The sequence below is a fragment of the Roseibium sp. AS2 genome (assembly GCF_038900065.1).
Lineage (GTDB): Bacteria > Pseudomonadota > Alphaproteobacteria > Rhizobiales > Stappiaceae > Roseibium.
Genome location: NZ_JBBMQN010000006.1, coordinates 61171 through 83189, shown reverse-complemented (window position 1 = coordinate 83189; position 22019 = coordinate 61171). Strand labels below are relative to the sequence as shown.

Sequence of the window (22019 nt, the reverse complement as noted above, 5' to 3'; positions counted from 1 at the left end):
TCACGGGCGGCGGCAGCAACAGGCGGCGTCATGATTGTTTGTGCCTTTCCGGACGAATTGTCAAAATTGAACTTCACTTCCGTCCCACACACAGCATAATTATTCTTTGGAGAAGCCAGGATCCGTTCCGACGGGCGGCAAGGATCAGTCAAATTCGGGGTGGGGAATGACCGGACCAGGTTCCCGTCATCCGGCAAACGGGCAAGGCAACAGGAAACGCAGCGAGCAGACCGCTGCGGGGCCGCTGCCGGCGGCGGTGATCCGCCCGGGATACTTCAACATCTGCTTGTGCAATGTCCTGGTCCTGACCGGGCTGCTGGTCCCGGCCGCCCTGGTGTTTGCCGTTCGATTCGCGGAAACGGACGGACGCTGGCTGCAGGCGCACTATCATTACATTCGCACGACCATCGCGCTGCTGGCGATCGGCAGCAGTCTCGGCGGACTGATGATCCTGCTGGGAGCGCCGCTGTCTTCCTATCTGATGCTCGCAGGCCTGGGGCTGATCGCCGCGACCATTCTCCTGTGCATCGCGCGCTGCGTGACCGGGTTCACGTGCAGCCTGCGCGGCGTTTCGTTGCGCGATCACAGGACTTACCTGGTCTGACCCGGGGCCCGTTGCCGCCCGTGTTGTGACGGCTGTTCAGGTCCGGCCTGTCATAGTGTGAACAAAACCTTGCTGTTTTACTTCAATTCCACTGTGGATTCGTTACATCCTGTTATGGTTTTTGACTGGCCGAAACGGATCAGCAGGCGCATGCTGCCCTTGTCCGGAACAAACCCGGCCGCGAAGGCATGTTGCCTTCCGATTGCCGCATCCGGACATGACATGCACGCGGCCCGCTCGCACGCGATCTGCTCCACAGAGGGCGACGACAAGCGCATGGGCCGAGAAAAATAAACGGACCTGACCAATGTCTGAGCAAACTTCCCATCACACGCAGTTCCTGGCCCAATTTCATGCCAAGTCCCAGGCCAAGGCCGCCGATGCGCAACTGGTGAACCTCTACAAGCCGGTCGGCATCGCCGCGATCAACGCCGTGGCCTTGTGCCGGAAACCTGAGGCATTGCCGAAAAAAGGCAAATAGACGCCCGGTTCGACACCGCGAGCCCGTCGACGCACCTGTCGGGAACCTTCCCGGCGCTTCAAGGTGTGGGGCGCATTCGCTCGAGTGTTGCTGAATCCGGACCTCTTGGGCAAACTGCCGCCAACCCAAGACACACCAGGGTGTGTCGACGAATTGAGCGTGCGGAGATTTGCTCAAATGATCATTGCCTATTGTCCCACAGTCAACGGCCTGGAACGGGTCGAACTGGCGCCCGGGGCCGCCCTGCCGACAACTTCCGTGTGGATCGACCTTTTCGCGCCGACCCACGAGGAACAAAAGGCGGCCGAAAAGCTGATGGGCGCAGAGATCCCGACGCGGGACGAAATCACCTCGATCGAGACGTCCGAACGTCTTTATCTCGAACCGGGCGCGGTCGTCATGACCGCCCAGTTGCCGATTGCCACCCAGATGATCGACCCGGCGGTGTCATCCGTGACTTTCGTCGTGAATGCCAAGCGTCTCGTGACCGTGCGCTATGGAGAGCCGCGGTCCATCACCCTTCTTTCAAAGAAGATCCAGATGGACGGCAGCATCGCCCATATCGGGCCCGCGGTTCTGGTCGCGTTGCTTGACATCATCGTGGACCGGTGCGCCGACGAAATGGAAAGTGCCTCGTCCCAGTATGACGCGCTTGCCGTCGAGGTTTTCGGCGTCGGTCTCAACACCCGCAAGACGGACAGCTACCAGGTCGCCATCAAGAGGCTCGGTCAAATCGGATTGCACGTGTCCAAGATGCACGACGTGTGCTCGAGCCTCGCGCGCATGCTTCTCTACATCGGCACTCATGCCAAGCGTCTCGGCCTCAACGACGATCAGATCGCCGATTGCACCATGTTCGGATGGGACATCCATTCCATCAAGGAACACGGCGACGCGCTCGACAACAAGCTGACGTTTCTGCTGGACGCCACGGTGGGGCTGGTCACGCTCGAACAGAACCAGATTTCCAAGATCTTCACCGTGCTGGGCCTGGTTTTCCTTCCGCCCACACTGATCGCATCGATCTACGGAATGAACTTCGACAACATGCCGGAACTGCGCTGGCAGCAGGGTTTCGAGTTCTCCATCGGCCTCATGCTGGTGTCGGTGGTCGTGACATTCCTGTTTTTCCGATGGAAACGCCTGCTGTAATCTCCAGCGCCGACCGATCCTCGATCACGGATAGAGCCGCTCTTTCGACCAGGGCTGGTCAGACGAGGACCGATTGAACTGTAGCCGGTCATGCAGACGGAACGGCCGGTCGTGCCAGAATTCGATCGACGCCGGCTCCAACCGCAGTCCTGACCAGTGGTCGGGCCGGGGAATGTCGCTTATGCCGAATTTCGCGGTGTATCTGGCGACTTCCTTTTCCAGCGCGAACCGGCTTTCCAGCGGACGGGACTGTTTCGAGGCCCAGGCCCCGATGCGGCTGCCGCGCGGCCGGCTCTGGTAATACGCGTCCGCTTCCTCACCGGATACCTGCAGGATTGCGCCCCGGATCCGGACCTGCCGGCGCAGGGATTTCCAGTGAAAACACATGGCCGCCTTGCCGGAGGAGAGCAGTTCGCGGCCCTTGGCGCTTTCAAGATTGGTGTAAAAGGTGAAGCCGCGCTCGTCGAAGCCCTTCAACAGCACCATGCGCACATTGGGCAGGCCCTCCGGATCCACGGTCGCCAGAGAAAGCGCGTTGGGATCGTTCGGCTCCGAGGCTCTGGCATCCTCAAGCCATTCAGAGAAAAGATCAAACGGGTTCTCAACCCCGGAGAAGTCACCTTTTGTTAACTCTTCATGCGGATCTTTAAGGTCTGTCATCGGGAACCTGTCGAAGGAGTCGGCAGCCATTCGGAACGGCATGAAACAAGCCGCTGCCAAGGGCTGTCTCAAAGTGTATCGCATGCGTTCATATACTGTCGGGCACACCAAGATCCAATATTTTGTGGCCGTTGTCATGGTGCTTGGCGCCGGGCTGGCCGGTTGCGGCCAGGTGTCCATGCCAATGGGCAGCAACAACGTCGATACGCCCACGCTGCTGACCGGCTCCATCGCGTCTTCCACCGACGTCGCCCATTCCGACATCAGCGAAGAGGACCGGCAGATCATTGCCGGGAACATCGACGCCATCGGGCCGGACCTTGACGCGGGCCGCGCTCCGGAAGGTCTCACGCTGCCCTGGCTGAATGCGGTCAGCGGCAATTCCGGCACGCTGACCAGCATTGACACCGCCGCGCTGACATCCACCGGATGCGTGGGTTTCAAGACCACGGCGAACACCATCGCCGGCATCAAGCTCTATCAGGGTACGGCCTGCCGGGACGTGACCCGGAAATTCGCGGTTGTCACCCTCACCGTCGCCGACGCTTGAACACGCGGAAAAACACGTTAAAACCAGATGGTCCTTGTGACGGTGCCGGAGGTCTGGAATTTTCCCTCCTCCAACCCGATATAAGGTGAAAGTCCGGTCGAGACTGGCCCCCTTCCATCCCGATTCCCGCAGGGCAACCCGCCGGGAAAGGATCTGCGCGGGCCGCTTTGCCGGAAAATCTTGGAAACCTGGTGAAGCGAATGCGTGATCCCTACAGCGTTCTCGGTGTGGCGAAATCCGCCAGCGAGGGCGATATAAAAAAGGCCTTTCGGAAACTGGCCAAAAAATACCATCCGGATCAGAACAAGGATGACCCGACGGCACAGAAGAATTTCGCCGAGGCCAACCAGGCCTACGAAATTGTCGGCGACAAGGAAAAACGCGCCAAGTTCGACCGCGGCGAAATCGACGCGGAAGGCAAGCAGCGGTTTCACGCCGGCGGTTTTGAAGGCTTTACCGGCCAGGAGGATTTCGGCACAGCGGGTCAAACACGCGGCTTTCGGGCCGGAGGCGGCGGTGCTGCCGGCGCAGGTGGTTTCGACGACATCCTGAACGACATCTTCGGCAGTTTCGGCGGCGGCGGCCGGGCGCGCGGTTCGGCCGGTGGCGGTTTTGCCGGCGCAGGAACAGCGGGCGCCGGTGCGCGCGCCAGGACAGCGCCGAAGAGCAAGGGCAGCAACGCGGAGATCATTGCGCGCGTGTCGCTGGAGGATATCGTCAATTCCGGCAAGACCCAGGTCACATTGCCGAGCGGCAAGACCGTGAATGTCACCCTTCCCAAAGGGGTCGTGGAAGGCGAGAAGATCCGGCTCAAGGGCCAGGGCCATCCGGGTGCCAATGGCGGGGCCGCCGGCGACGCGCTGGTGGAAATCCGCTTCAAGCCGCACAAGTTGTTCGAGGTCAAGGGTTCGGACCTGATCCTGAACCTGCCGCTGACACTCTATGAGGCGGTGCTCGGCGCCAAGGTGCGCACGCCCACCCTGTCCGGCGCGGTCAATCTGACCATTCCCGCCAATGCCTCCAGCGGCAAGACCATGCGCCTCAAGGGCAAGGGCCTGCCGACCAAGACCGGCGGCCACGGCGATCTGCTGGTCAGGCTGGAAATCGTCATGCCGCCTCATGGCGACGACGAACTCGACACGCTGATGAAGGCCTGGAAGGAAATCACCCCCTACCGGGCACGCGGGCCGGAATTCGACTAGGTTTTCGATCCCGGCAAGCTGAGGGCCGCCCCAGGGCGACCCTTTTTGCTCAAACCCGATTTTCCCTGGACCTACGCCTGCAGTTCCGCCAGCAGGTCTTCCAGCACGTCCATACCCTTGCCCCAGCCCTTGTCCAGTCCGCCGATTGCGCCGGCGAAACAGGCGATTTCGGCGTCACTTGCCTCATGAGGTGTCCAGACCAGCCGGACGTCCGTGCAGTCACCGTCCGCGACAAATGTCACGGTTGTCAGCAAGACGCGCGGCCAGTCGGGCATCATCGAATTGGTCGTGACGTGCCAGTCGGCGTCTGCGACCGAATGCAGCCAGACCAGTTTTTCCAGCGGAAGGACTTCCGTGTATTCGACCCTCTGGTAGTGAGACCCGCCGCCCATTTTCATTTCGTTGAGCCAAAGGCCTCCGGGCCGAACATCCAGCTTGTGAATGATTGTCTCAACACCCGGGCCATACCAGCGTGCCAGCAGATCCGGCTCCGTCCAGCTTCTCCAGACAAGATCTCGCGGCGCGTTGAAACGCCTTTCAAGTATGAATTCCGGCAAGGACACTTTTTCACTCCCTATAGATCTGCGTTTTTCAATTCTTCCAGAAGATCGTCGAGTTGATCGAAGCTTGACGACCAGAAGCGTTTGAACTCCTCAAGCCAGGCGATGGCATCCTTCATCGGCGCGGCGTTCAGGCGGGCGGGTCTGCGCTGCCGGTCCGACCCACGCGTGATCAGACCCGCCTTTTCCAGCACTTTCAGGTGCTTCGACACCGCCGGCTGGCTGATTTCGAAAGGTTCCGCGAGCTCGCTCACCGACGCCTCCCCGGCTGCGAGCCGCGTCAGGATCGCCCTGCGCGTCGGATCGGAAAGTGCCGAAAAGACACCGTCGAGATTTACCTGCGCGCTTTCATAACCAACCTGTTCCATAACTATCTGGTTATACTCTTTCTCACATCGACACAAGTTTTTCTTGCCCGGTCCCACATCAATTTATATAACTTGTTATGCAAATAGGATTCAAAATGACTGAAGACGTCGTCCGCATGCTTGGCTTCGCAACGCTTGGCAGCCGGCTGAAGCGGATCGGGGAAAAACTGCAGGCGCAGACACAGGATCTTGCGGTGGAGCTGGCTGGCACCGATCTGCCGACGCCGCACAACCCGGTTCTGGCGGCACTCGACCGTCATGGCTCCTCAAGCATCGGCGATCTGGCCAGGGCGCTCGGACAAAGCCAGCCGGGCGTCACCAGGATGATCAACAAGATGAAGGCAGACGGGCTGGTCGAAGTGATTCCCAGCGCAGCCGACCGCCGGGTCAGCACCGTCGCGCTGACAGGGAAAGGGTGCCGGCTCGTTGAGCATCTCAAGGCAACGCTCTGGCCGGCGGTCAGCTTCGCCGTCGCCGATGCCTGTGCGGGACTTGATGGATCGCTGCTCGACCAACTGGACAGGCTGGAAGACGCGCTGACGCAAAAGACGTTGAGTGTGCGTCAGGCCGGGCGGGAGGTGCCCGACTGGGCCAGCCTGGCGCCGACCAGGAAGGAAAGATCATGATGAAACGGCCGGACCGGCTCTCTCCTCATGACGCATTCAAGGATCTCGACCTATGACTGTTTCAAGCAGGGACCGGCTTTTGAACCGGGTGGTGTGGTCCGCCCTGACGAGCCGACAGCAAACGTTTGTGCAAGGCGGGCCGCTCGCCCGCCGGTTCGACCCCGCCGTGTCGCCGTTCGCCGCAACGAAAGACAATTCCCCCGAAGCCCTTGAGGAACTGGCCGGCCTGATCCGTCCCGGCGACGATCAGGTCTATCTGCTTCAGGCGGACGCAATCGAGCTGCCCGATGCGCTTGAAGCCGGGATCACCGCCGACGGTGTGCTGATGAGCGAAGTTGCCCCGGCATCAGCGCCGGAAGAGACCGAAGACATCGTCCGGCTCGGCGAAGCCGACATTGCTGACATGGTTGCCCTTGCCGAGTTGACCAAGCCCGGACCATTCACCGCCCGCACGCCGGAACTGGGGTCCTTCTGGGGCGTGAAGATCGATGGCCGGCTTGCGGCGATGGCGGGAACCCGGCTGAATCTGACCGGCTTCACCGAGGTCAGCGGCATCTGCACGCATCCGGACTTTCGCGGGAGTGGGCTTGCCTCCATGCTTTCCCGCCATGTCGCCGGTGAGATCCGCAGCCGGGGCGATACGCCGTTCCTGCATGCCTATGCGGACAATCACGGCGCCATCGCCCTTTACCGCAAGCTCGGCTTCGAGATCCGGCGGGAAGTGAATGTCGCGGTCGTGCGCCGCAAGCCTCAAGCGCCCGAGATCCCCTCGGGCTGCGCGGCGTCGTAGTCCCTGATGCACTGGCGCAGGTATTTCCCGGCCGACCGGTAGTGGCTGGGGCCAGCGGCTTCAGCCCACCGGCCCGGGGTCCAGTCATTGTTCGCGCCCATCATCGGGGCGCCATAAAGCTGTTCGTCGGAAAGGCTCTCGATGAATGCCAGCAGCTCCGCGTGGTTGCCGGCCAGAAGCGACCCGGCTTCCTGCCACGACAATCCGGCCTGTTTTCGCCTCAGATCGGAGTTGTAACGCTTCAGCTGGTTCCACTTGTAGCCTTCTGCCGGGAAGAACACGTCCCGGCCTTGCTGCCCGTCCCGATACCATCCCAGGAACAGTTCGATCCAGTGTGCCCTGTGGCCGACGATGTCCCTGGCGGAGATGCCGTCTCCGTCCTTTTCGAGGCGCAGCATGGCCGGGAACCGCTCCAGAATCTCTTGAAGTTTCCTGTATTCCGAGACCGTTGCATGGAGCAGTTCGAGCTTCGTTTTTGCCGGCATCGCATCCTCCTGTCAGCTTCCGCCAGAATGTCCTGGAGCGGGCACACCTGCCTTGACACAGGACAATGGACTGCCCGCTAGACTGCCCGGCCACACCAGACCGTGCCGCTGGAGCCGCTGGTCAGATCCGTTCTGACAGGCTTGAACCCACGGGCTTTCCAGAAAGCCAGGCCCGCCTCGTTGGCCGCGCCGACACCGGCGTGAACCGCACGTATTCCCGAACGCCGGGCCCGGTCCAGCCAGGCCCCGAGCAACCGGGTACCGATCCCCCTGCCTTGCGCCCGCGCCAGAAGGTTCATGTGAATATGAGCGGGAAAGGTTCCGACGATGTCGTCCGGAACCCTTGCGGGATGGTGGAACGACCAGATCCGCCGTTCGTCCGCAGTCCAGCCGGACCGTTCACCTGCCGGCTCACGATAGCGCGCGCGCAGGCCCGGCCACCAGTCGCGCTCCAGGCGGGCTTCGAACGCGCGCGTTTCGGCTGCTCCAACCGCATAGCCGAGCACACCGGCGTGGTCCTCGGCAACCAGGGCAAGGTCCGGTGCGAGCGACAGATACGGCGCCGCATAGATCTGGCCGATCAGATCTGCGTCACGATACAGAGCCGTCGCATCCCTGCCGGCATCGCCGGTCTTCAGACAGATGCCGCAGAGCGCCTCACGATCCCTGTGTTCTCCCGGGCGGATCGTCACGATATCACTCATGCTCGCTCGCTTTTCAATTCGGTTTGCCGCCTCGGTCGCCCGCCCGACTCCGCCAAGTGGACACGGACGGCTTGAGGTATCGAGGTCGGTCATTTAGGAAGGCCCTGACAGACATTGCAGGAGCAGACCATGCGTATTTTACTGAGTTTTTTGGTTTTGTTGTTCGTTTCTTCTCTCGCCCACGCCGAAACCGTCCGCCGGACAGTCCCCGCCAACAAGACCTCGGGCGTCGGCTCCCATGCCACCTACAATCGATCGCAATGTGTAGCGCTGGCCATCCCCAAGATGAAGGTCTCGAAAGAACCGAAAAACGGCACCGTCAGCTTCAAGCAGGTCTCCTTCAAGCTGAGCAAGGATGCCGGGCGTTGCGCGGGACGACGGGTGAACGGCGTCGCCGTCCACTACAAGCCCAATCGGGGCTTTCGCGGAAAGGACGATTTCAAGGTCCGGTTCACGATGGACATGTACACCGCCGGATCGGCCAAGATCCGCAATGTCGTCGACAGATACATCATCGAAGTGAAGTGATCCCCCGGTCTCCTGCAAGATCGGTTCAGCGGTCCTGCCAGCCGAACCACCAGTAAGCGCCCTGAAGATAGAGCTTGCGCAGCGCCGGAAGCGGGAATTTCCTGAACGGAGACCGCACCGGCGCCGGCAGATCCCGCGGCTGCACCTTGCCGGTGATCAGACCGGCGACCTTTTCTCCGGAGATCGATGCCAGCGCGATTCCACTGCCGTGCCAGCCCATGGCCGCGTAGATGCCGTCCATTCCGGGAACCTCACCGACAAACGGGGTCAGCGCTCTCGTCAGGCACACATGCCCGTGCCAGCTGTAATCCGGTTCAATCTCGGCCCAGGCGGGGAACATCGCCTTGAACTCGGACCCCGCACGTTTGTGCATGGCGGCAAGCGCGGGCGCGTTTTCAAAAATGCCGCCGCGCGTGCCGAACAGGAACCGCCGGTCCGGCAACAGCCGGAAATAGTGCAGCAGGTTCCGCGTATCCGCAGCCATCGTATCTGCCGTCCAGCCCTGCGCGGACAGTTCCGCATCGGTCAGCGGCCGTGTCACCTGGACCGATGTCATCACCGGCAGCGTGCGTCCATGCAGCCATTTTGGAACATTTCCCGCATAACCGTTGCCCGCGAGAACGACCTTGCGGCTGCGGACGAAACCGTGCCGGGTTTCCAGATGCCAGCGCTCTCCCTTCCGGGTCATGCCGGTCACCGCCGATTTACCGAAGATCTTGCCGCCCGCCTTGCGCAATTGGTCCGCCAGGGCCAGCAGATAGGTCATCGGGTTGAGCGCGAAGCCGTAGGGCATATGCAGTCCGCCGTGAAACCCGGGTCCGCCATAGCCTTCCGTGTCAAGATCCGCCTTTGTCAGCAGTCTGGCCCGGATCCCGAAATTTTCCTTCAGAAAGGCAGCATGCGCCTGAAGCGCCGTCACCTCCCGTGGCCGGTGAGCCAGGTAGATCTCGCCTTCGGAATGACGGCCGGCACGCACGCCCCAGCTGTCGAGCCGGTGCGCGACCAGGTTTATGCCGGCCACCTGATAGGCGACGAACCTGCGGGTTTCCTCAAGACCGAATTTCCGGATCAACTGGCGCTCGTCGAGCTTGGTGCCACCGAGACAACAGAAGCCGGCGTTTCGCCCGGACGCGCCATAGCCGACGTGCTCGGCCTCCAGCACACAGACGGAGACGCCCGTCTGCGCCAGCTTGAGAGCCGCGCTCAACCCCGCGAAACCGGCTCCGATGACGGCGACGTCGAACACGGCATTGCCGATCAGTTGCCGGTCCTGTTTCGGTTGAGCGGCGCCTGCCTCCCAATAGCTGCCGATCGTGCGGCGCATGTCCGAAGAGGTCTGCAGCATTCTAGATCCCGAGCCTGTCGCGAAGCGAGAACCATGTCATGGCAAGGACCAGCAGCGGAAACCGCAACCGGTCCCCTCCCGGAAAGGCCGGTATGTCCAGTTTCTCGAAAACCTCGAAGCGGTTCGCCGTGCCCGCGACCGCTTCGGCAAGGATCTGCCCGCCCAGTGTTGCCATGGCGACACCATGGCCGGAATATCCGGTGGCGGTCAGAATGTTGGCCGCCGGCCTGGCGAAGTAGGGCATGCGCTTTGGCGTGATCGCCAGCGTGCCGCCCCAGCCGTAGTCGATGGCGGCATCGGCGAGCTGCGGGAAGATCTCCAGCATGGGTCCACGCACGAACGCCTTGATGTCCTGCGGAAAGCGGTAGCCGTAGGTCTCGCCGCCGCCGAACAGGAGGCGCCTGTCGGCAGACAGGCGGAAATAGTTGATGACGAACTTGCTGTCCGCGACGGCCACGTTGTTGCGGATGATGCCGCGCGCCTCGTCCTCCGAGAACGGCTCGGTTGCCACGATGAAGTTGTTGATCGGCATGACATGGGCCGCCGTCTGCCGCTCGAGCCTGCCGAGATAGCCGTTGCAGGCCAGGATCAGATGATCGGCGCGGACTTCGCCGTGATCGGTCTTCACCGTTATGCGGCCCGTGCCCTCGCCCTCAATGCCGGTGACCCTGGTGTCCTCGAAAAGTCCGGCGCCGGCCGCCTCCACCGCACGGCCGAGACCCAGCGCGTAATTGAGCGGATGAAGATGGCCCGCTCCCATGTCAAGCGAGCCGCCGTGATAACGCGGACTGCCGACCTGGCCACCGATCTCGTCGCCGTCGACAAAGCGGATGTCCTCGTAGCCGTAGACGAGCCTGAGGTGCTCGACATAGTCCCTGCTCTCTTCCACGAAACTCTTGCGGTGATCCGCATGCAGGATCCCGGGCGTGTAGTCGCAGGCAATGCCGTGTTTGGCGATCAGGCTTCTGACAAGGGCCTTGGAGTCTTCGGCCAGACCCCACAACAGCTTCGCATGGGACAGGCCGTGCCGCTGTTCCAGGACCGTCTGCTCCATCCGCTGACCGGACCCGACCTGGCCGCCGTTGCGGCCGGACGCGCCCCAGCCGATCCGGTTGGCCTCCAGCAGAACGACATCCAGCCCTTTCTCGGCCAGATGCAGCGCGGCGGACAGTCCGGTATAGCCGCCGCCGACGACGCAGACGCCGCAACTGCGCGGCCCGTCGAGCGGTGGATGGGCGGTGGTCCGGTTTGCCGTGGCGGCATAATAGGACGGGGCGTGCTGACCGGGTGTGTCATTTGCTGTCAGAAGATCTAGCGCAGTCAGCATGTCAGAACACCGGCCCCTTTTTCCTTGTCAATTCCCACGGTCCGAACAAGGGCATTACAATCCCTTGTTCAGCGACCGGTTTCAAGGTGTAATCAGGTTTTGGCGGGCAAGTTTCGCGTGGATTCGCAAGCTCTTGAGACTGTCGTAGCGTCAGCTTTCGACGTGCTGCCCGCCCCCCGATGACGTGCAAGGAAGGCTATTTCGTGTTTGGACCCGTTGAACACCCCTGGTTCGATCCACTCTGGCGCAGGATCGTACTCGTCGCCGTTTGCGCGCTCTGGACCGGTGTCGAACTTGCTTTTGAAAACACGACCTGGTTCTACATCATGACCGCGATCACCGCCTATGCGGCCTGGTCCTATCTCTACGCCTACAAGGGACCGGATGATCCAAGCCGCGAAACCCGGTCCCAGTCGGATGACAACCAGGGCTAGTTCCGCCCTGGCGCGCTGCGCCGACCTGCCCGCGGCGTGTGGACTGAAGCATGTCCGCATGCTGCCGGCCCGGATGCCGGCCCGATCGCTGGTCTTGTCCCTGGTCATGTCGCTGGCCCGGTCTCTGGCCCGGTCTCTGGCCTTGTGGATCGCCCTGTCGATGTCGCTCTTGATGGCCCCGGGCTGGTCTGCAGCGGCGCAACAGGCACAGCCATCCGCACGCCAGGCGTCTTCCGTTCAGGATGTCCTCGCCAGGCGCTGCGTTGTCTGTCACGGCTGCTTCGATGCGCCCTGTCAGTTGAAGCTGTCCTCGCCGGACGGCTGGGCGCGCGGGGCCAGCAAGCAGAAGGTCTACGATTCCGCCCGTCTGGATGACGCTCCCATGACGCGGCTCGGCATCGATGCCAGGACCGTTCGAGACTGGCGGCAGAAAGGCTTTTTCGACGTAACCGACACGTCCAACGGCATGTCTGTTCTGGAACAGCTCCTTCGGGCCGGGCGCAAGACCTCCTTCGAGCTCGGAGCGCCCCTGCCGGACGGCCTCGACATTTCGCCGTTGCGGAAAAACACCTGCGCGATGCCCGGAGAGACCAGGGACTACCTGAAGGACCACCCGCAAGGCGGCATGCCCTTCGCCATGGCCCCCTTGCCGGACGAGGACTACAGGCAGCTTATCGACTGGGCTGCCGACGGTGCACCCGCCCCGCCGACGAGCGCAGGTCCGCCGGAAGATGCCGCGCGCCAGCTCATCGCCGTGGAAGACTACCTGAACCAGAAGGACCTCCGCTCCAGGCTGGTGGCCCGCTATATCTTCGAACATCTTTTTCTGGGGCATCTGCATCTCGAGGGCGACGACCCGCGCAGGTTCTTCCGCCTGATCCGATCGAGAACGGGCCCCGGGGATGCCCCGGATGAAATCGCTTCACGCAGGCCCTTCGACGATCCCGGCGGGGCGTTTCACTACCGGGTTGTTCCGGTGGAGGGTGTCCTCCTGCACAAGGAGCATATCGTCTATCGGATCGGGCCGGACCGGCTGGCCCGGTACCGCGAACTGTTCCAGGACGCCGACTGGGACCTTGACGCCCTGCCCCCCTATTCCACCGCCGCCGGCGGCAACCCGCTGTCCACGTTCAGCGCAATCCCGGCCCGCAGCCGGTACCGGTTCCTGCTGGACGACGGGCTCTACTTCGTTCGCTCGTTCATACGCGGACCGGTCTGTTACGGCAAAGTGGCGGTGAACGTGATCGAGGACAGGTTCTGGGTCTCCTTTCTCGATCCGGAGGCAGACCTGTCGGTGACCGATCCCGCGTTTCTCAAGGCGGCGATCCCGATCCTGGAATTGCCGGTCGCCCGGACGGACGGCACGATCAGCGAACGTCTGGAAGGCTTTCTGCGGCTCGGTCCGGTCAAATACCAGGACTTCCGGCAATCCGGATATGCGCGCAAGTACGAGGCGGAGGGCGGCCCCGGTTACGCCGATATCTGGGACGGCGACGGCAGCAACACCGATGCCCGGCTCACCGTCTACCGCAATTTCACCTCCGCATCGGTTGTCTCCGGGTTCATCGGCTCAGTTCCGGAAACGGCCTGGGTGATCGATTTTCCGCTGTTCGAGCAGATCTATTACAATCTGGTCGCCGGCTTCGATGTTTTCGGCAATATCGAGCACCAGTTGACGACACGGATCTACACGGACAGCCTGCGCCGGGAAGGCGAACGGATCTTTCTGTCCTTTCTGCCTCCGGACCTGCGCATGCCTCTCCACGACAGCTGGTACCGCGGACCGCTGGTCAGTCTTGTGAACCAATGGGCGGCGAGCCCGCTGGACAACCGGTCGCCGACCGCCATCGCCTTTCAGACCGCGCATCCGAAGCGGGAGTTCCTGACCCGCCTGCTGCGGATCGCTCCCCGCCTCTGGCCACAGACCGATCCGATCAACCGGTGCAGCGGCGCGGATTGCGCGGCGCCGGATACGGCTGCCGGACAGCTTCGGCCCCTCACTGCAAAGCCCGCGCCCTTTGCCAAATATATGCCCGACATCGCGTTGCTTCTGGTGGAAGCGGACGATCATGACGCGGTTTTCACGCTGGTGCATGACAAGGCACACAGCAATGTCGCGTTCATCTTCAATGAGGACCTGCGCCGGGAGCCGGACAACGACACCCTGACGATCGTCCCCGGCCAGCTCAGCAGCTACCCGAATTTCATTTTCAAGGTGGCCGAGGCACGGGTGACGGACTTTGCCGGCGCGGTCACAAAGATGAGATCCCCGCAAGACTATATCTCCCTGGTGGCGGAATACGGGATCCGCCGGTCGGACGCCCGGTTCTGGTCAACCTATGACCGGGTCCAGGCGGCGCTGAACACCCAGAACGATGTGGAGGCCGGGTTGCTGGATCTCAACCGCTACCGCGACCCCAAGGCGCTCGATCCGCTTGAGAGCCTGTTCGGTTTTTCCTTCTCCCCCGACTGACCGACCGGCGTCACGCACCGCCCAATGCGCGGATCATCCAGTCGCAGAAGACCTGGGCGTCGGCGCCCAGCGCCTCGCGGGGACCATCCGTGACAAGATAATAGCTGTGCCGGCTCTTCAGCCTTCTGTTGCAGGACCGGATCAGGCGGCCGCTGTCGAGATAGGGCCGGGCCAGCGTTTCCAGAACGAGGGCGTGACCGTGCCCGAGCGCGGCCAGCTCCAGAGCGGACAGCGTCTGGTCGACCTGCAGGCCGTTGCGGTCCGGCACCGGGTGAGAGAAGGCTCTGAAGAAGCTCTCCCAGGTGTCGATCACACCCATGATGTCGAGGCGCGGCGCCTCCGCGAGCGCTTCGACGTCACGCGTGGCCCGGTCAAGGGCAAAATCGGGGTGACAGACCGCAATGACCGGATCATTCCGCAGAAACTCGACAGCGCCATCGGACCACGTTCCGTCACCGAAGCGGATATCGATGTCGAACAGTTCCGGGCTGAGCGTTTCCGCCCATGAGGCGGAGATCATCTGCAGATCGACCCCCGGACATGCCGCCTGAAACGCCTTCATCCGCGGGATCATCCACAGTTGGCCGAAACTGTTGAGGCAGCGGAAACGGACAGGCTTCTGCTGGCGTTCCCCGAAGACCGAGACGGTCGCGATCGACAGATCCGAAAAGGCCTTCGCCACCGTCGGCAGATAGGTCTGGCCAAGCCGCGTCAGGACCAGCTCCCGGTGCACCCGCTCGAACAGCGGATAGCCGAGCTGCTGTTCGAGTTGCCGGACCTGATAGCTGACGGCGGCCGGCGTGATCAGCAGCTCTTCCGCCGCCCGCGTGAAATTGCCGAGCCGGGCGGAGGCCTCGAAGGACCGCAACCAGGACAGCGGCGGCAGGTTATAAGCCATCCCGGTGAACTCCCTGATGTCCGGATATCGAGATCATTTGTGTCATCAATATAAACTAACCGTTCAAAGACAAATATTTCCTTCAAAATTTTTCGATGCTTCACCAAATTTTTTTTCGTTTCAAATTTCCAGTCCCGTCTTTCAAACTCTGCCGGACAGTCACTACGGCGCTACGCACATCATGGACAATGTCGATTACATCATCGTGGGAGCCGGCTCGGCCGGATGCATCCTCGCGGAGCGCCTCAGCGCCGATCCCGATACGCGCGTGCTGCTGCTGGAAGCAGGCGGTTCGGATGCGTCTCCCTGGGTGTCGCTGCCGCTGGGCTACGGCAAGCTCAACTCCGATCCCAGATGCACCTGGCGTTTCATGACGGAACCGGACGAAGGGCTCGGCGGACGCAGCGTGCCCTGGCCGCGCGGCCGGCTCCTGGGCGGCTCCGGTTCGATCAATGCCATGGTCTATTGCCGTGGTCTGCCTGCGGATTTCGACGACTGGGAAGCCGCCGGCGCCAGGGGCTGGAACTGGGACAGTGTCAGACCCGCGTTCGAGCGCCTGGAAACCAAGGTCACCCCAGTTGGCGAAAAGCAGGGCCAGGGTCTCATTCATGTGCAGAACGTCGCCAACCAGATCCACAAGGTGAACCGGCACTTCTTTGCCGCCATAAGCGAAGTCGGCCTGCCGTGGTCCGATGATTTCAACGGCGATCACCCGGAAGGTGGCGGCGTCTATCATATCAACACCCGCAACGGCACGCGCTGTTCCTCCGCCCGTGCCTTCCTGCGGCCGGCACTCGGCCGCCCCAACCTTGTGGTTCGGACCCATGCACAGGCGAGGCGCATCCTGTTCGACGGCAAGACGGCCCGCGGCATCGAATTGACAAACGGCGAGATCCTTCACGCCGGGCATGAGGTGATACTGGCGGCGGGCGCCATCGGCTCACCGCAGCTTCTGCAGGTTTCCGGTATCGGTCCCGGGCACCTGCTCAGCGACCTCGGCATTCCCGTCGTTTTCAACAACGGCCATGTCGGCGGCAACCTGCAGGATCATCTCGCGGCGAACTTCACCTTCCGGGCCAGGGAACCGACGCTGAACGCGGTCCTGCGGCCGCTGCTCGGCCAGACCAGGGCGGCCCTGCAATACGCGCTGACCCGCAAGGGGCCCCTGTCGCTGTCCGTCAACCAGTGCGGCGGGTTCCTGCGCTCGCAGCAGGGGCTGAACCGGCCGGACCAGCAACTCTATTTCAATCCGATCAGCTATCGCCTGGTGCCGCGGGGCGACAACAGCAGGCTGGCCATCGACCCTTTCAACGGTTTCATCATCTGTGCCCAGCCGACCCGGCCGACCAGCCGCGGGCGGATCGATATCAGGAGCGCCGACAGCACGGTCCCGCCCGAAATCCGGCCGAACTCGCTTGCCACGGACGAGGACCGGAGAACCGTGATCGCCGGGGGGCGGCTCTGCCAGCGGCTGATGGGCAGCAAGGCACTGAGCGCGCTCGTCGAAAGCTCCGTGGCACCGCATCTGCCGGATCTCGACGATGACGGCATCCTGGCCGATTTCCGGGCACGCGCGAGCACGGTCTTCCACCCGGTCTCGACCTGCCGGATGGGCGAGGACCAGACAAATTCGGTGGTCAGCAGCCGCCTGAAAGTTCACGGTGTCGACGGCCTTCGTGTCGTCGATGCGTCCGCATTTCCCAACATCACTTCGGGCAACACCAATGCCCCGACCATGATGCTGGCCCTCAAGGGGGCCGACCTCATTCTCGAAGACAGACATCGGGTTCAGCAATGACAGTTCAGGACATCGCACAAGACTATCTTTCGACCGGCAGGCTGGAAGCGCTTCCCACGGGACATTTCATCGCCGGCAAGGTGACCCCGTCATCCGACCGCAGGATGGAAAGTTTCGATCCGGGGCGGGCGGAGGCCTTCGCCGATTTTTCCCTCGGCGGCGACGCCGAAATGGACCGAGCCATCGATGCGGCCGAGAAGGCCGCCATGCACTGGCGCCAGGTGACGCCCGCGGAACGCTGCCGCGTCCTGAACAACGTTGCCCGCGTGTTCCGGGACCAGGCAGACCGTCTCGCGGTGATCGAGGTCGTCGACAGCGGCAAGACGCTGGCGGAGGCCATGGGCGACGTCCAGTCCTCGGCCCGCCTGTTCGAATATTACGCCGGCGCCGCCGACAAGATTGATGGCCGGTCGGTCAATCTCGGCCCGGATCACACCGCCTTCACCGTGCGCGAGCCGGTCGGAGTTACAGGGCATATCATTCCCTGGAACTATCCCACCTCGACCTTCGCGCGCGGTGTCGCACCCGCTCTGGCCGCCGGCTGCTCCATCGTGGCGAAACCCGCCGAGACCACACCGTTCACGGCCCTGGTGATGGCGGAACTGCTGTCGGAGGCCGGCGTGCCGGACGGGCTAGTGAATGTGGTGACGGGTCTGGGTGCCGATGTCGGCGCAAAAATGGCCCGGGATCCGCGCATCAAGCAGCTGACCTTCACCGGGTCCGTCGCGACCGGGGTCAACGTGGCGCGCATGGCCGCGCCGAACGTGACCCGCCTGACGCTGGAACTCGGCGGCAAGTCGCCGCTGATCGCCTTTCAGGACGCCGACCCGGAAAAGGTCGCCGACGGCGCCTACTGGGCGATTTTCTCCAATTCCGGGCAGATCTGTTCCGCCGGATCCCGGCTGATCCTGCACCGGTCGATCCGCGACGAGGTTCTGGCACTCCTGACGGACAAGGCCCGGCAGATCAGGACCGGGCACGGGTTGGGCGCACCGGACATGGGGGCGATCAATTCCGAACTGCATCTGTCGCGCATCAAGGCCCATGTCGACGCGGCGAAATCCCGTGGCGCCAACATCCTCACCGGCGGCGACGTGACCAGCGACGCGGACACCGGAAAGGGCTGGTTCTTCCAGCCGACCATCATCGCAGATCTCGAACCCGGCGACCCGGCCGTCCAGGAAGAGATCTTCGGCCCGGTGCTGTCGGTGCAGATCTTCGACACCGAGGAAGAGGCCGTGGCGCTTGCCAACGGAACCGAATTCGGTCTCATCGCCAGCGTCTACACAAGAGATGTCGGCCGGTCGATGCGTGTCGCTGGAGCGCTGGACTGCGGCCAGGTTTCCGTCAACGACTACTGGGCCGGCGGTCTGGAACTGCCCTTCGGCGGCAACAAGAAATCCGGTTACGGACGTGAAAAGGGCTGGGAAGGCTTGGACGCCTATACCAAGGTGAAATCGGTCACCATCAGCAACGCGAGCTAAGCGCCCTCATGAAACTCGACAAGATCGAAACCTTCGTCGTCGGAAACCCGCCGCCGCGCCACGGCGGCCGCTATTTCATCTTCGTCAAGCTGGTGACCGCCTGCGGCGTCACCGGCTATGGCGAGATCTACAACGCCACCTTCGGGCCGCACCTTGTGGCCGAAATGGCGAAGGACGTTTTCGAGCGGCAATTCGCCGGCGCGGACCCGCATCACATCGAGAAGCTCTGGCACAAGACCTATGGCGCCGGCTACACGCAGCGGCCCGACGTCACGGTGATGGGCGTCCTGTCCGGGCTGGAAATGGCCTGCTGGGACATTATCGGCAAGGCCGCCGGCAAGCCGGTCTACGAGCTTTTGGGCGGCAAGGTGCATGAGCGGCTGCGCTCCTACACCTATCTCTACCCGGAAGCAGGCGATGTCTATCCGGATCCGGACCGGCCCAATGTCTACAACGATCCGGATCTGGCCGCGCAAGCAGCCGCGGCCGCGGTTCGCAAGGGCTTCACGGCGGTCAAATTCGACCCGGCGGGCGCCTATACCATCTATGACGGCCACCAGCCGAGCCTTGAGGATCTGGAACGCTCCGAAGGCTTCTGCCGTGCGATCCGCGAAACGGTCGGCACCAGGGCCGACCTTCTGTTCGGCACCCACGGCCAGTTCACGGTCTCCGGTGCCAAGCGCATGGCCCGCCGCATAGAAGCCTACGATCCATTGTGGTTCGAGGAGCCGATCCCGCCGGAAAAACCGGAGGACATGGCCGAGGTCGCCCGCTTCACGTCCATTCCCGTGGCCACCGGCGAACGGCTCTGCACGAAATACGAGTTCTCGCGCGTGCTGGAAACGGGCGCGGCGTCGATCCTGCAGATGAACCTCGGCCGCGTCGGCGGCCTGCTGGAAGCCAGGAAGATCGCAGGGATGGCCGAATGTCATTCCGCGCAGATCGCACCGCATCTCTACTGCGGCCCGCTGGTGGCGCTCGCCAACATCCAGTTGGCCACCTGCAGCCCGAATTTTCTGGTGCTGGAATCGATCCGGACCTTCGACGGGTTCTACGCCGACCTTCTGAACATGCCAATCCGCTGGGAAGACGGCTATGTCATTCCATCAGGCGAACCGGGGCTGGGTCATGAGCTGAACGAGGCCGTCGCAAGGGCCAACCCGTACACGGGCACCGAGTTGCATCTCGGCCTTCAGGAAAGCCCGGCGCTGCCGCTTTGAATAGGCTTCTATGAGCCGGCAGGCACAAGCCGGCTTCTGGAGGCAAAGATGGGGATCAGGCGACCTGGCTGATCCGTGCGGCTTCCTGGTCAGGACCGCCGGAGCGCACCGGAGCGGGTATCATCAGGGCGACCCGCAGGTCGGCGGTCGGCATCGGCTTTCCGAACAGGTATCCCTGCACCTCGCTGCAGCCGAGCCTGGCGAGAAACGCGAGATGGTCCTCCGTTTCGACCCCTTCGGCGAGCACGGGTATCCCGAGGCTCTCGCCGAGAATGATCGTGGCCCGGACGATGGCCTCGGACTGCTTGTTGGCGCCGAGGTCCTTGATGAATTCCCGGTCGATCTTGATCTTGTCGAAGGGAAAGGCCTGCAAGGTCGCCAGCGAGGAATAGCCGGTCCCGAAATCATCCATCGCGACCCGTACACCGAGCCGCTTCAACTGGTGAATGACCTGCAGGGCATGCGTGGTGTCGGCAATGATGCCGGTTTCCGTGATTTCCAGCTCCAGACGCTCCGGCTTCAGGCCGGTTTCCCTCAAGGCATGAGCGACGATGTCCGGAAACTGCGGATCTGACAGTTGCACCGGCGCGACGTTGACCGCCACCTTCACTGGAAGGGTCCAGCCAGCGGCCTCCCGGCAGGCGGTGCGGAGGGTCCACGCGCCGATGTCCCGGATCTGGCCGGTTTTCTCCGCGATCGGAACGAATTCGTCGGGCGCGACCCGACCGCGTGAAGGGTGGTTCCAGCGCAGCAGAACCTCGACGCCCGTCACATCCCGGGTCACGACGTGGTTCTGCAACTGGTAGAAGAGCTCGAATTCACCGTTCCGGAGCGCGTTGCCCAGATCCATGGCCAGGGCGCTGCGATCCCGGATCTGCTGGTCCTTCTGGGTATCATAGCAGAGCGCGGCATTGCCTCCGGCAGCCTTGGCCCGGTGCATGGCCTGCTCCGCGGCCTCCATCAGGTGCGCGCCGCTGGTGGCATGGTCGGGATAGGTCGCGTAGCCGACACAGCAGCTTGCGCGGATCTCCTCGCCCTGCCAGGTCATCGGCAGACCCACGATTTTCTGAACTCTCTTGCACAGGTCCAGCATGTCGCCGCGAAAATAGACCGGCTTGCCGACGATGGCGAATTCGTCGCCGCTGATCCTGGCGACATATTCCCCTGTTTCCAGGTACTGCGACAGGCCGTTCGCCACATGGCGCAACAGTGCGTCCCCGCCCGCGTGTCCGAGGACCTCGTTGACTTGCTTGAACCGGGTCAGATTGCAGCTCAGCACGATCATGCGCGCGTTGTCGTTGAAAACGCGGGCCAGGGCTCCCTCAAGATGGAAGTCGAGTGCCGCGCGGTTGGGAAGTCCCGTCAGGGGATCGTGATTGGCGATGTGGTTCAGGCGTGTGTCGGCAACTTCGGTGTTCGCGTTGTCGATCGAATAGGTGATCGTCGCCGACAGCATGAGAACGCTCATGGTGAAAACGATGGCGATGCCGACAAGCTGGTTGGAGACGAGGTCCTTGACGCTGCCGTCAAGCCGCAGCGGCAGGATGTCGACACCGGTCATGGCGACGAAATGAAGACTTGCCACGGCCAGGATCAGACTGATCACCGCCCCGTATTTGCAGTATCTGGTGACCGGACGGGCAAGCCGGTTGGTCGCGATCGCGCCGAAAATACAAGACAGGACGACGGCGGCGGCGACGTAGGGCGCGGAGAGTGTCAGGATGCCGGAGACCCGCATGGCCTCGATCCCGATGAAATGCATGGCCGCGATCGACGCGCCGAAGACGACCCCGCCGACCTCGATCAGAAACGACCGCTGCGTGAGACTGCTGATCATCAGTCCGGCGGTCGTGCCGGCGACGGCCACGAGAAGCGAGAAAGCGCTCAGGCCCAGATCGTAGCCCAGAACAAGCGGGCTGCTGTAGGCGATCATCGCGACAAAATGCGTGCTCCAGATGCTTCCACCCGCGATCAGGCCTGACAAAAGCAGCCACAAGTGCTTGAGATCGCCATGCGTGCGCCGAACCCTCGCGTAGAGGCGCACGGTCAGCACCGACCCAATCGCCAGGATCATGACCGCAAGCACCACGAACAAGGGATCATGTTCGAATACTATGCATGACAGCACTGTTAGCATCATCTACTCCAGAAGATGCAAACTACCGCGTTTTGCGAAGAAAATCGTAAAAGCACGCAGGCGTGCGAACATATGGCTAACAACCGGTTAAAGACCGTACCTTTCTGAAAAGAAATACATATTTCCGAGAGCCTCGCTGCCATGCAACCGCAAGAATTTGCCTCGAATTTTACCGGTTAAGGCTTGTCGCTGC

General features: G+C 62.6%; 22 protein-coding genes. 13 read left to right on the top strand and 9 right to left on the bottom strand.

Annotation, left to right across the window (positions count from 1 at the left end; genetic code table 11):
- Positions 1-166 precede the first annotated feature (166 nt).
- The 3 genes from WNZ15_RS18300 to WNZ15_RS18290 all read left to right on the top strand — a co-directional run bounded on the left by WNZ15_RS18300 (position 167) and on the right by WNZ15_RS18290 (position 2237).
- A complete protein-coding gene (locus WNZ15_RS18300) occupies positions 167-604 on the top strand; it encodes a hypothetical protein (RefSeq protein ID WP_342894456.1) in 438 nt (145 codons plus the stop codon).
- Between the two features lie 307 nt (positions 605-911).
- Entirely contained in the window at positions 912-1085 is a 174-nt protein-coding gene (locus WNZ15_RS18295; protein ID WP_342894455.1) for a hypothetical protein, read from the top strand.
- 177 nt (positions 1086-1262) lie between these two features.
- Positions 1263-2237, top strand: coding sequence for a CorA family divalent cation transporter (locus WNZ15_RS18290; protein ID WP_342894454.1), 975 nt, complete (start codon positions 1263-1265; stop codon positions 2235-2237).
- Between the two features lie 24 nt (positions 2238-2261).
- Here the strand turns inward: WNZ15_RS18290 and pdxH are convergent, their stop codons facing one another.
- Complete coding sequence (gene pdxH / locus WNZ15_RS18285) at positions 2262-2897, bottom strand: pyridoxamine 5'-phosphate oxidase (RefSeq protein WP_342894453.1); 636 nt, start codon at positions 2895-2897, stop codon at positions 2262-2264.
- An 82-nt stretch (positions 2898-2979) separates the two neighbouring features.
- Here pdxH and WNZ15_RS18280 point away from each other — a divergent pair, with 82 nt between their 5' ends.
- Both WNZ15_RS18280 and WNZ15_RS18275 read left to right on the top strand, forming a co-directional pair.
- Positions 2980-3447, top strand: coding sequence for an RT0821/Lpp0805 family surface protein (locus tag WNZ15_RS18280; protein WP_342894452.1), 468 nt, complete (start codon positions 2980-2982; stop codon positions 3445-3447).
- A gap of 200 nt (positions 3448-3647) precedes the next feature.
- Entirely contained in the window at positions 3648-4649 is a 1002-nt protein-coding gene (locus WNZ15_RS18275) for a DnaJ C-terminal domain-containing protein (RefSeq protein ID WP_342894451.1), read from the top strand.
- A 71-nt stretch (positions 4650-4720) separates the two neighbouring features.
- Here WNZ15_RS18275 and WNZ15_RS18270 read toward each other — a convergent pair whose 3' ends face one another.
- On the bottom strand, positions 4721-5212 hold the full coding sequence (locus WNZ15_RS18270; protein ID WP_342894450.1) for an SRPBCC domain-containing protein: 492 nt from the start codon (positions 5210-5212) through the stop codon (positions 4721-4723).
- 11 nt (positions 5213-5223) lie between these two features.
- Positions 5224-5577, bottom strand: a complete 354-nt coding sequence (locus WNZ15_RS18265) for a metalloregulator ArsR/SmtB family transcription factor (protein ID WP_342894449.1) — start codon at positions 5575-5577, stop codon at positions 5224-5226.
- Between the two features lie 95 nt (positions 5578-5672).
- Here WNZ15_RS18265 and WNZ15_RS18260 point away from each other — a divergent pair, with 95 nt between their 5' ends.
- Together WNZ15_RS18260 and WNZ15_RS18255 are read left to right on the top strand one after the other, a co-directional pair.
- Positions 5673-6203, top strand: coding sequence for a MarR family winged helix-turn-helix transcriptional regulator (locus WNZ15_RS18260; protein ID WP_342894448.1), 531 nt, complete (start codon positions 5673-5675; stop codon positions 6201-6203).
- Positions 6204-6255: 52 nt separating this feature from the next.
- Positions 6256-6993 (top strand): GNAT family N-acetyltransferase, encoded by a 738-nt coding sequence (locus WNZ15_RS18255; RefSeq protein ID WP_342894447.1) that lies wholly within the window; start codon positions 6256-6258, stop codon positions 6991-6993.
- Here the strand turns inward: WNZ15_RS18255 and WNZ15_RS18250 are convergent.
- Positions 6954-7478: a ClbS/DfsB family four-helix bundle protein gene (locus tag WNZ15_RS18250; protein WP_342894446.1), complete on the bottom strand. Its 525-nt coding sequence runs from the start codon at positions 7476-7478 to the stop codon at positions 6954-6956. The genes WNZ15_RS18255 and WNZ15_RS18250 overlap by 40 nt on opposite strands.
- A 77-nt stretch (positions 7479-7555) precedes the next feature.
- Entirely contained in the window at positions 7556-8182 is a 627-nt protein-coding gene (locus tag WNZ15_RS18245; protein WP_342894445.1) for a GNAT family N-acetyltransferase, read from the bottom strand.
- Positions 8183-8311: 129 nt separating this feature from the next.
- Here WNZ15_RS18245 and WNZ15_RS18240 point away from each other — a divergent pair, with 129 nt between their 5' ends.
- Positions 8312-8710 (top strand): hypothetical protein, encoded by a 399-nt coding sequence (locus WNZ15_RS18240; protein WP_342894444.1) that lies wholly within the window; start codon positions 8312-8314, stop codon positions 8708-8710.
- A 25-nt stretch (positions 8711-8735) separates the two neighbouring features.
- Here the strand turns inward: WNZ15_RS18240 and WNZ15_RS18235 are convergent, their stop codons facing one another.
- Both WNZ15_RS18235 and WNZ15_RS18230 read right to left on the bottom strand, forming a co-directional pair.
- Complete coding sequence (locus WNZ15_RS18235; protein WP_342894443.1) at positions 8736-10055, bottom strand: FAD-binding oxidoreductase; 1320 nt, start codon at positions 10053-10055, stop codon at positions 8736-8738.
- 1 nt (position 10056) lies between these two features.
- On the bottom strand, positions 10057-11382 hold the full coding sequence (locus tag WNZ15_RS18230; RefSeq protein ID WP_342894442.1) for an FAD-binding oxidoreductase: 1326 nt from the start codon (positions 11380-11382) through the stop codon (positions 10057-10059).
- Positions 11383-11585: 203 nt separating this feature from the next.
- Here WNZ15_RS18230 and WNZ15_RS18225 point away from each other — a divergent pair, with 203 nt between their 5' ends.
- Both WNZ15_RS18225 and WNZ15_RS18220 read left to right on the top strand, forming a co-directional pair.
- A complete protein-coding gene (locus WNZ15_RS18225; protein WP_342894441.1) occupies positions 11586-11816 on the top strand; it encodes a hypothetical protein in 231 nt (76 codons plus the stop codon).
- Positions 11800-14289, top strand: a complete 2490-nt coding sequence (locus WNZ15_RS18220) for a fatty acid cis/trans isomerase (RefSeq protein WP_342894440.1) — start codon at positions 11800-11802, stop codon at positions 14287-14289. The genes WNZ15_RS18225 and WNZ15_RS18220 overlap by 17 nt, the downstream gene beginning before the upstream one ends.
- Before the next feature lie 10 nt (positions 14290-14299).
- Here WNZ15_RS18220 and WNZ15_RS18215 read toward each other — a convergent pair whose 3' ends face one another.
- A complete protein-coding gene (locus WNZ15_RS18215) occupies positions 14300-15187 on the bottom strand; it encodes a LysR substrate-binding domain-containing protein (RefSeq protein WP_342894439.1) in 888 nt (295 codons plus the stop codon).
- Positions 15188-15368: 181 nt separating this feature from the next.
- On the opposite strand from WNZ15_RS18215, the gene WNZ15_RS18210 reads away from it, so the two are divergent.
- From WNZ15_RS18210 to WNZ15_RS18200, 3 genes are read left to right on the top strand one after another with little or no spacing between them, the layout of a single operon-like run.
- A complete protein-coding gene (locus tag WNZ15_RS18210; RefSeq protein WP_342894438.1) occupies positions 15369-16985 on the top strand; it encodes a GMC family oxidoreductase N-terminal domain-containing protein in 1617 nt (538 codons plus the stop codon).
- A complete protein-coding gene (locus WNZ15_RS18205) occupies positions 16982-18469 on the top strand; it encodes an aldehyde dehydrogenase family protein (protein WP_342894437.1) in 1488 nt (495 codons plus the stop codon). The genes WNZ15_RS18210 and WNZ15_RS18205 overlap by 4 nt, the downstream gene beginning before the upstream one ends.
- 8 nt (positions 18470-18477) lie before the next feature.
- Positions 18478-19689, top strand: coding sequence for a mandelate racemase/muconate lactonizing enzyme family protein (locus WNZ15_RS18200; RefSeq protein WP_342894436.1), 1212 nt, complete (start codon positions 18478-18480; stop codon positions 19687-19689).
- A gap of 55 nt (positions 19690-19744) precedes the next feature.
- Here the strand turns inward: WNZ15_RS18200 and WNZ15_RS18195 are convergent, their stop codons facing one another.
- Positions 19745-21763: an EAL domain-containing protein gene (locus WNZ15_RS18195; RefSeq protein WP_342894435.1), complete on the bottom strand. Its 2019-nt coding sequence runs from the start codon at positions 21761-21763 to the stop codon at positions 19745-19747.
- Positions 21764-22019: the final 256 nt, after the last annotated feature.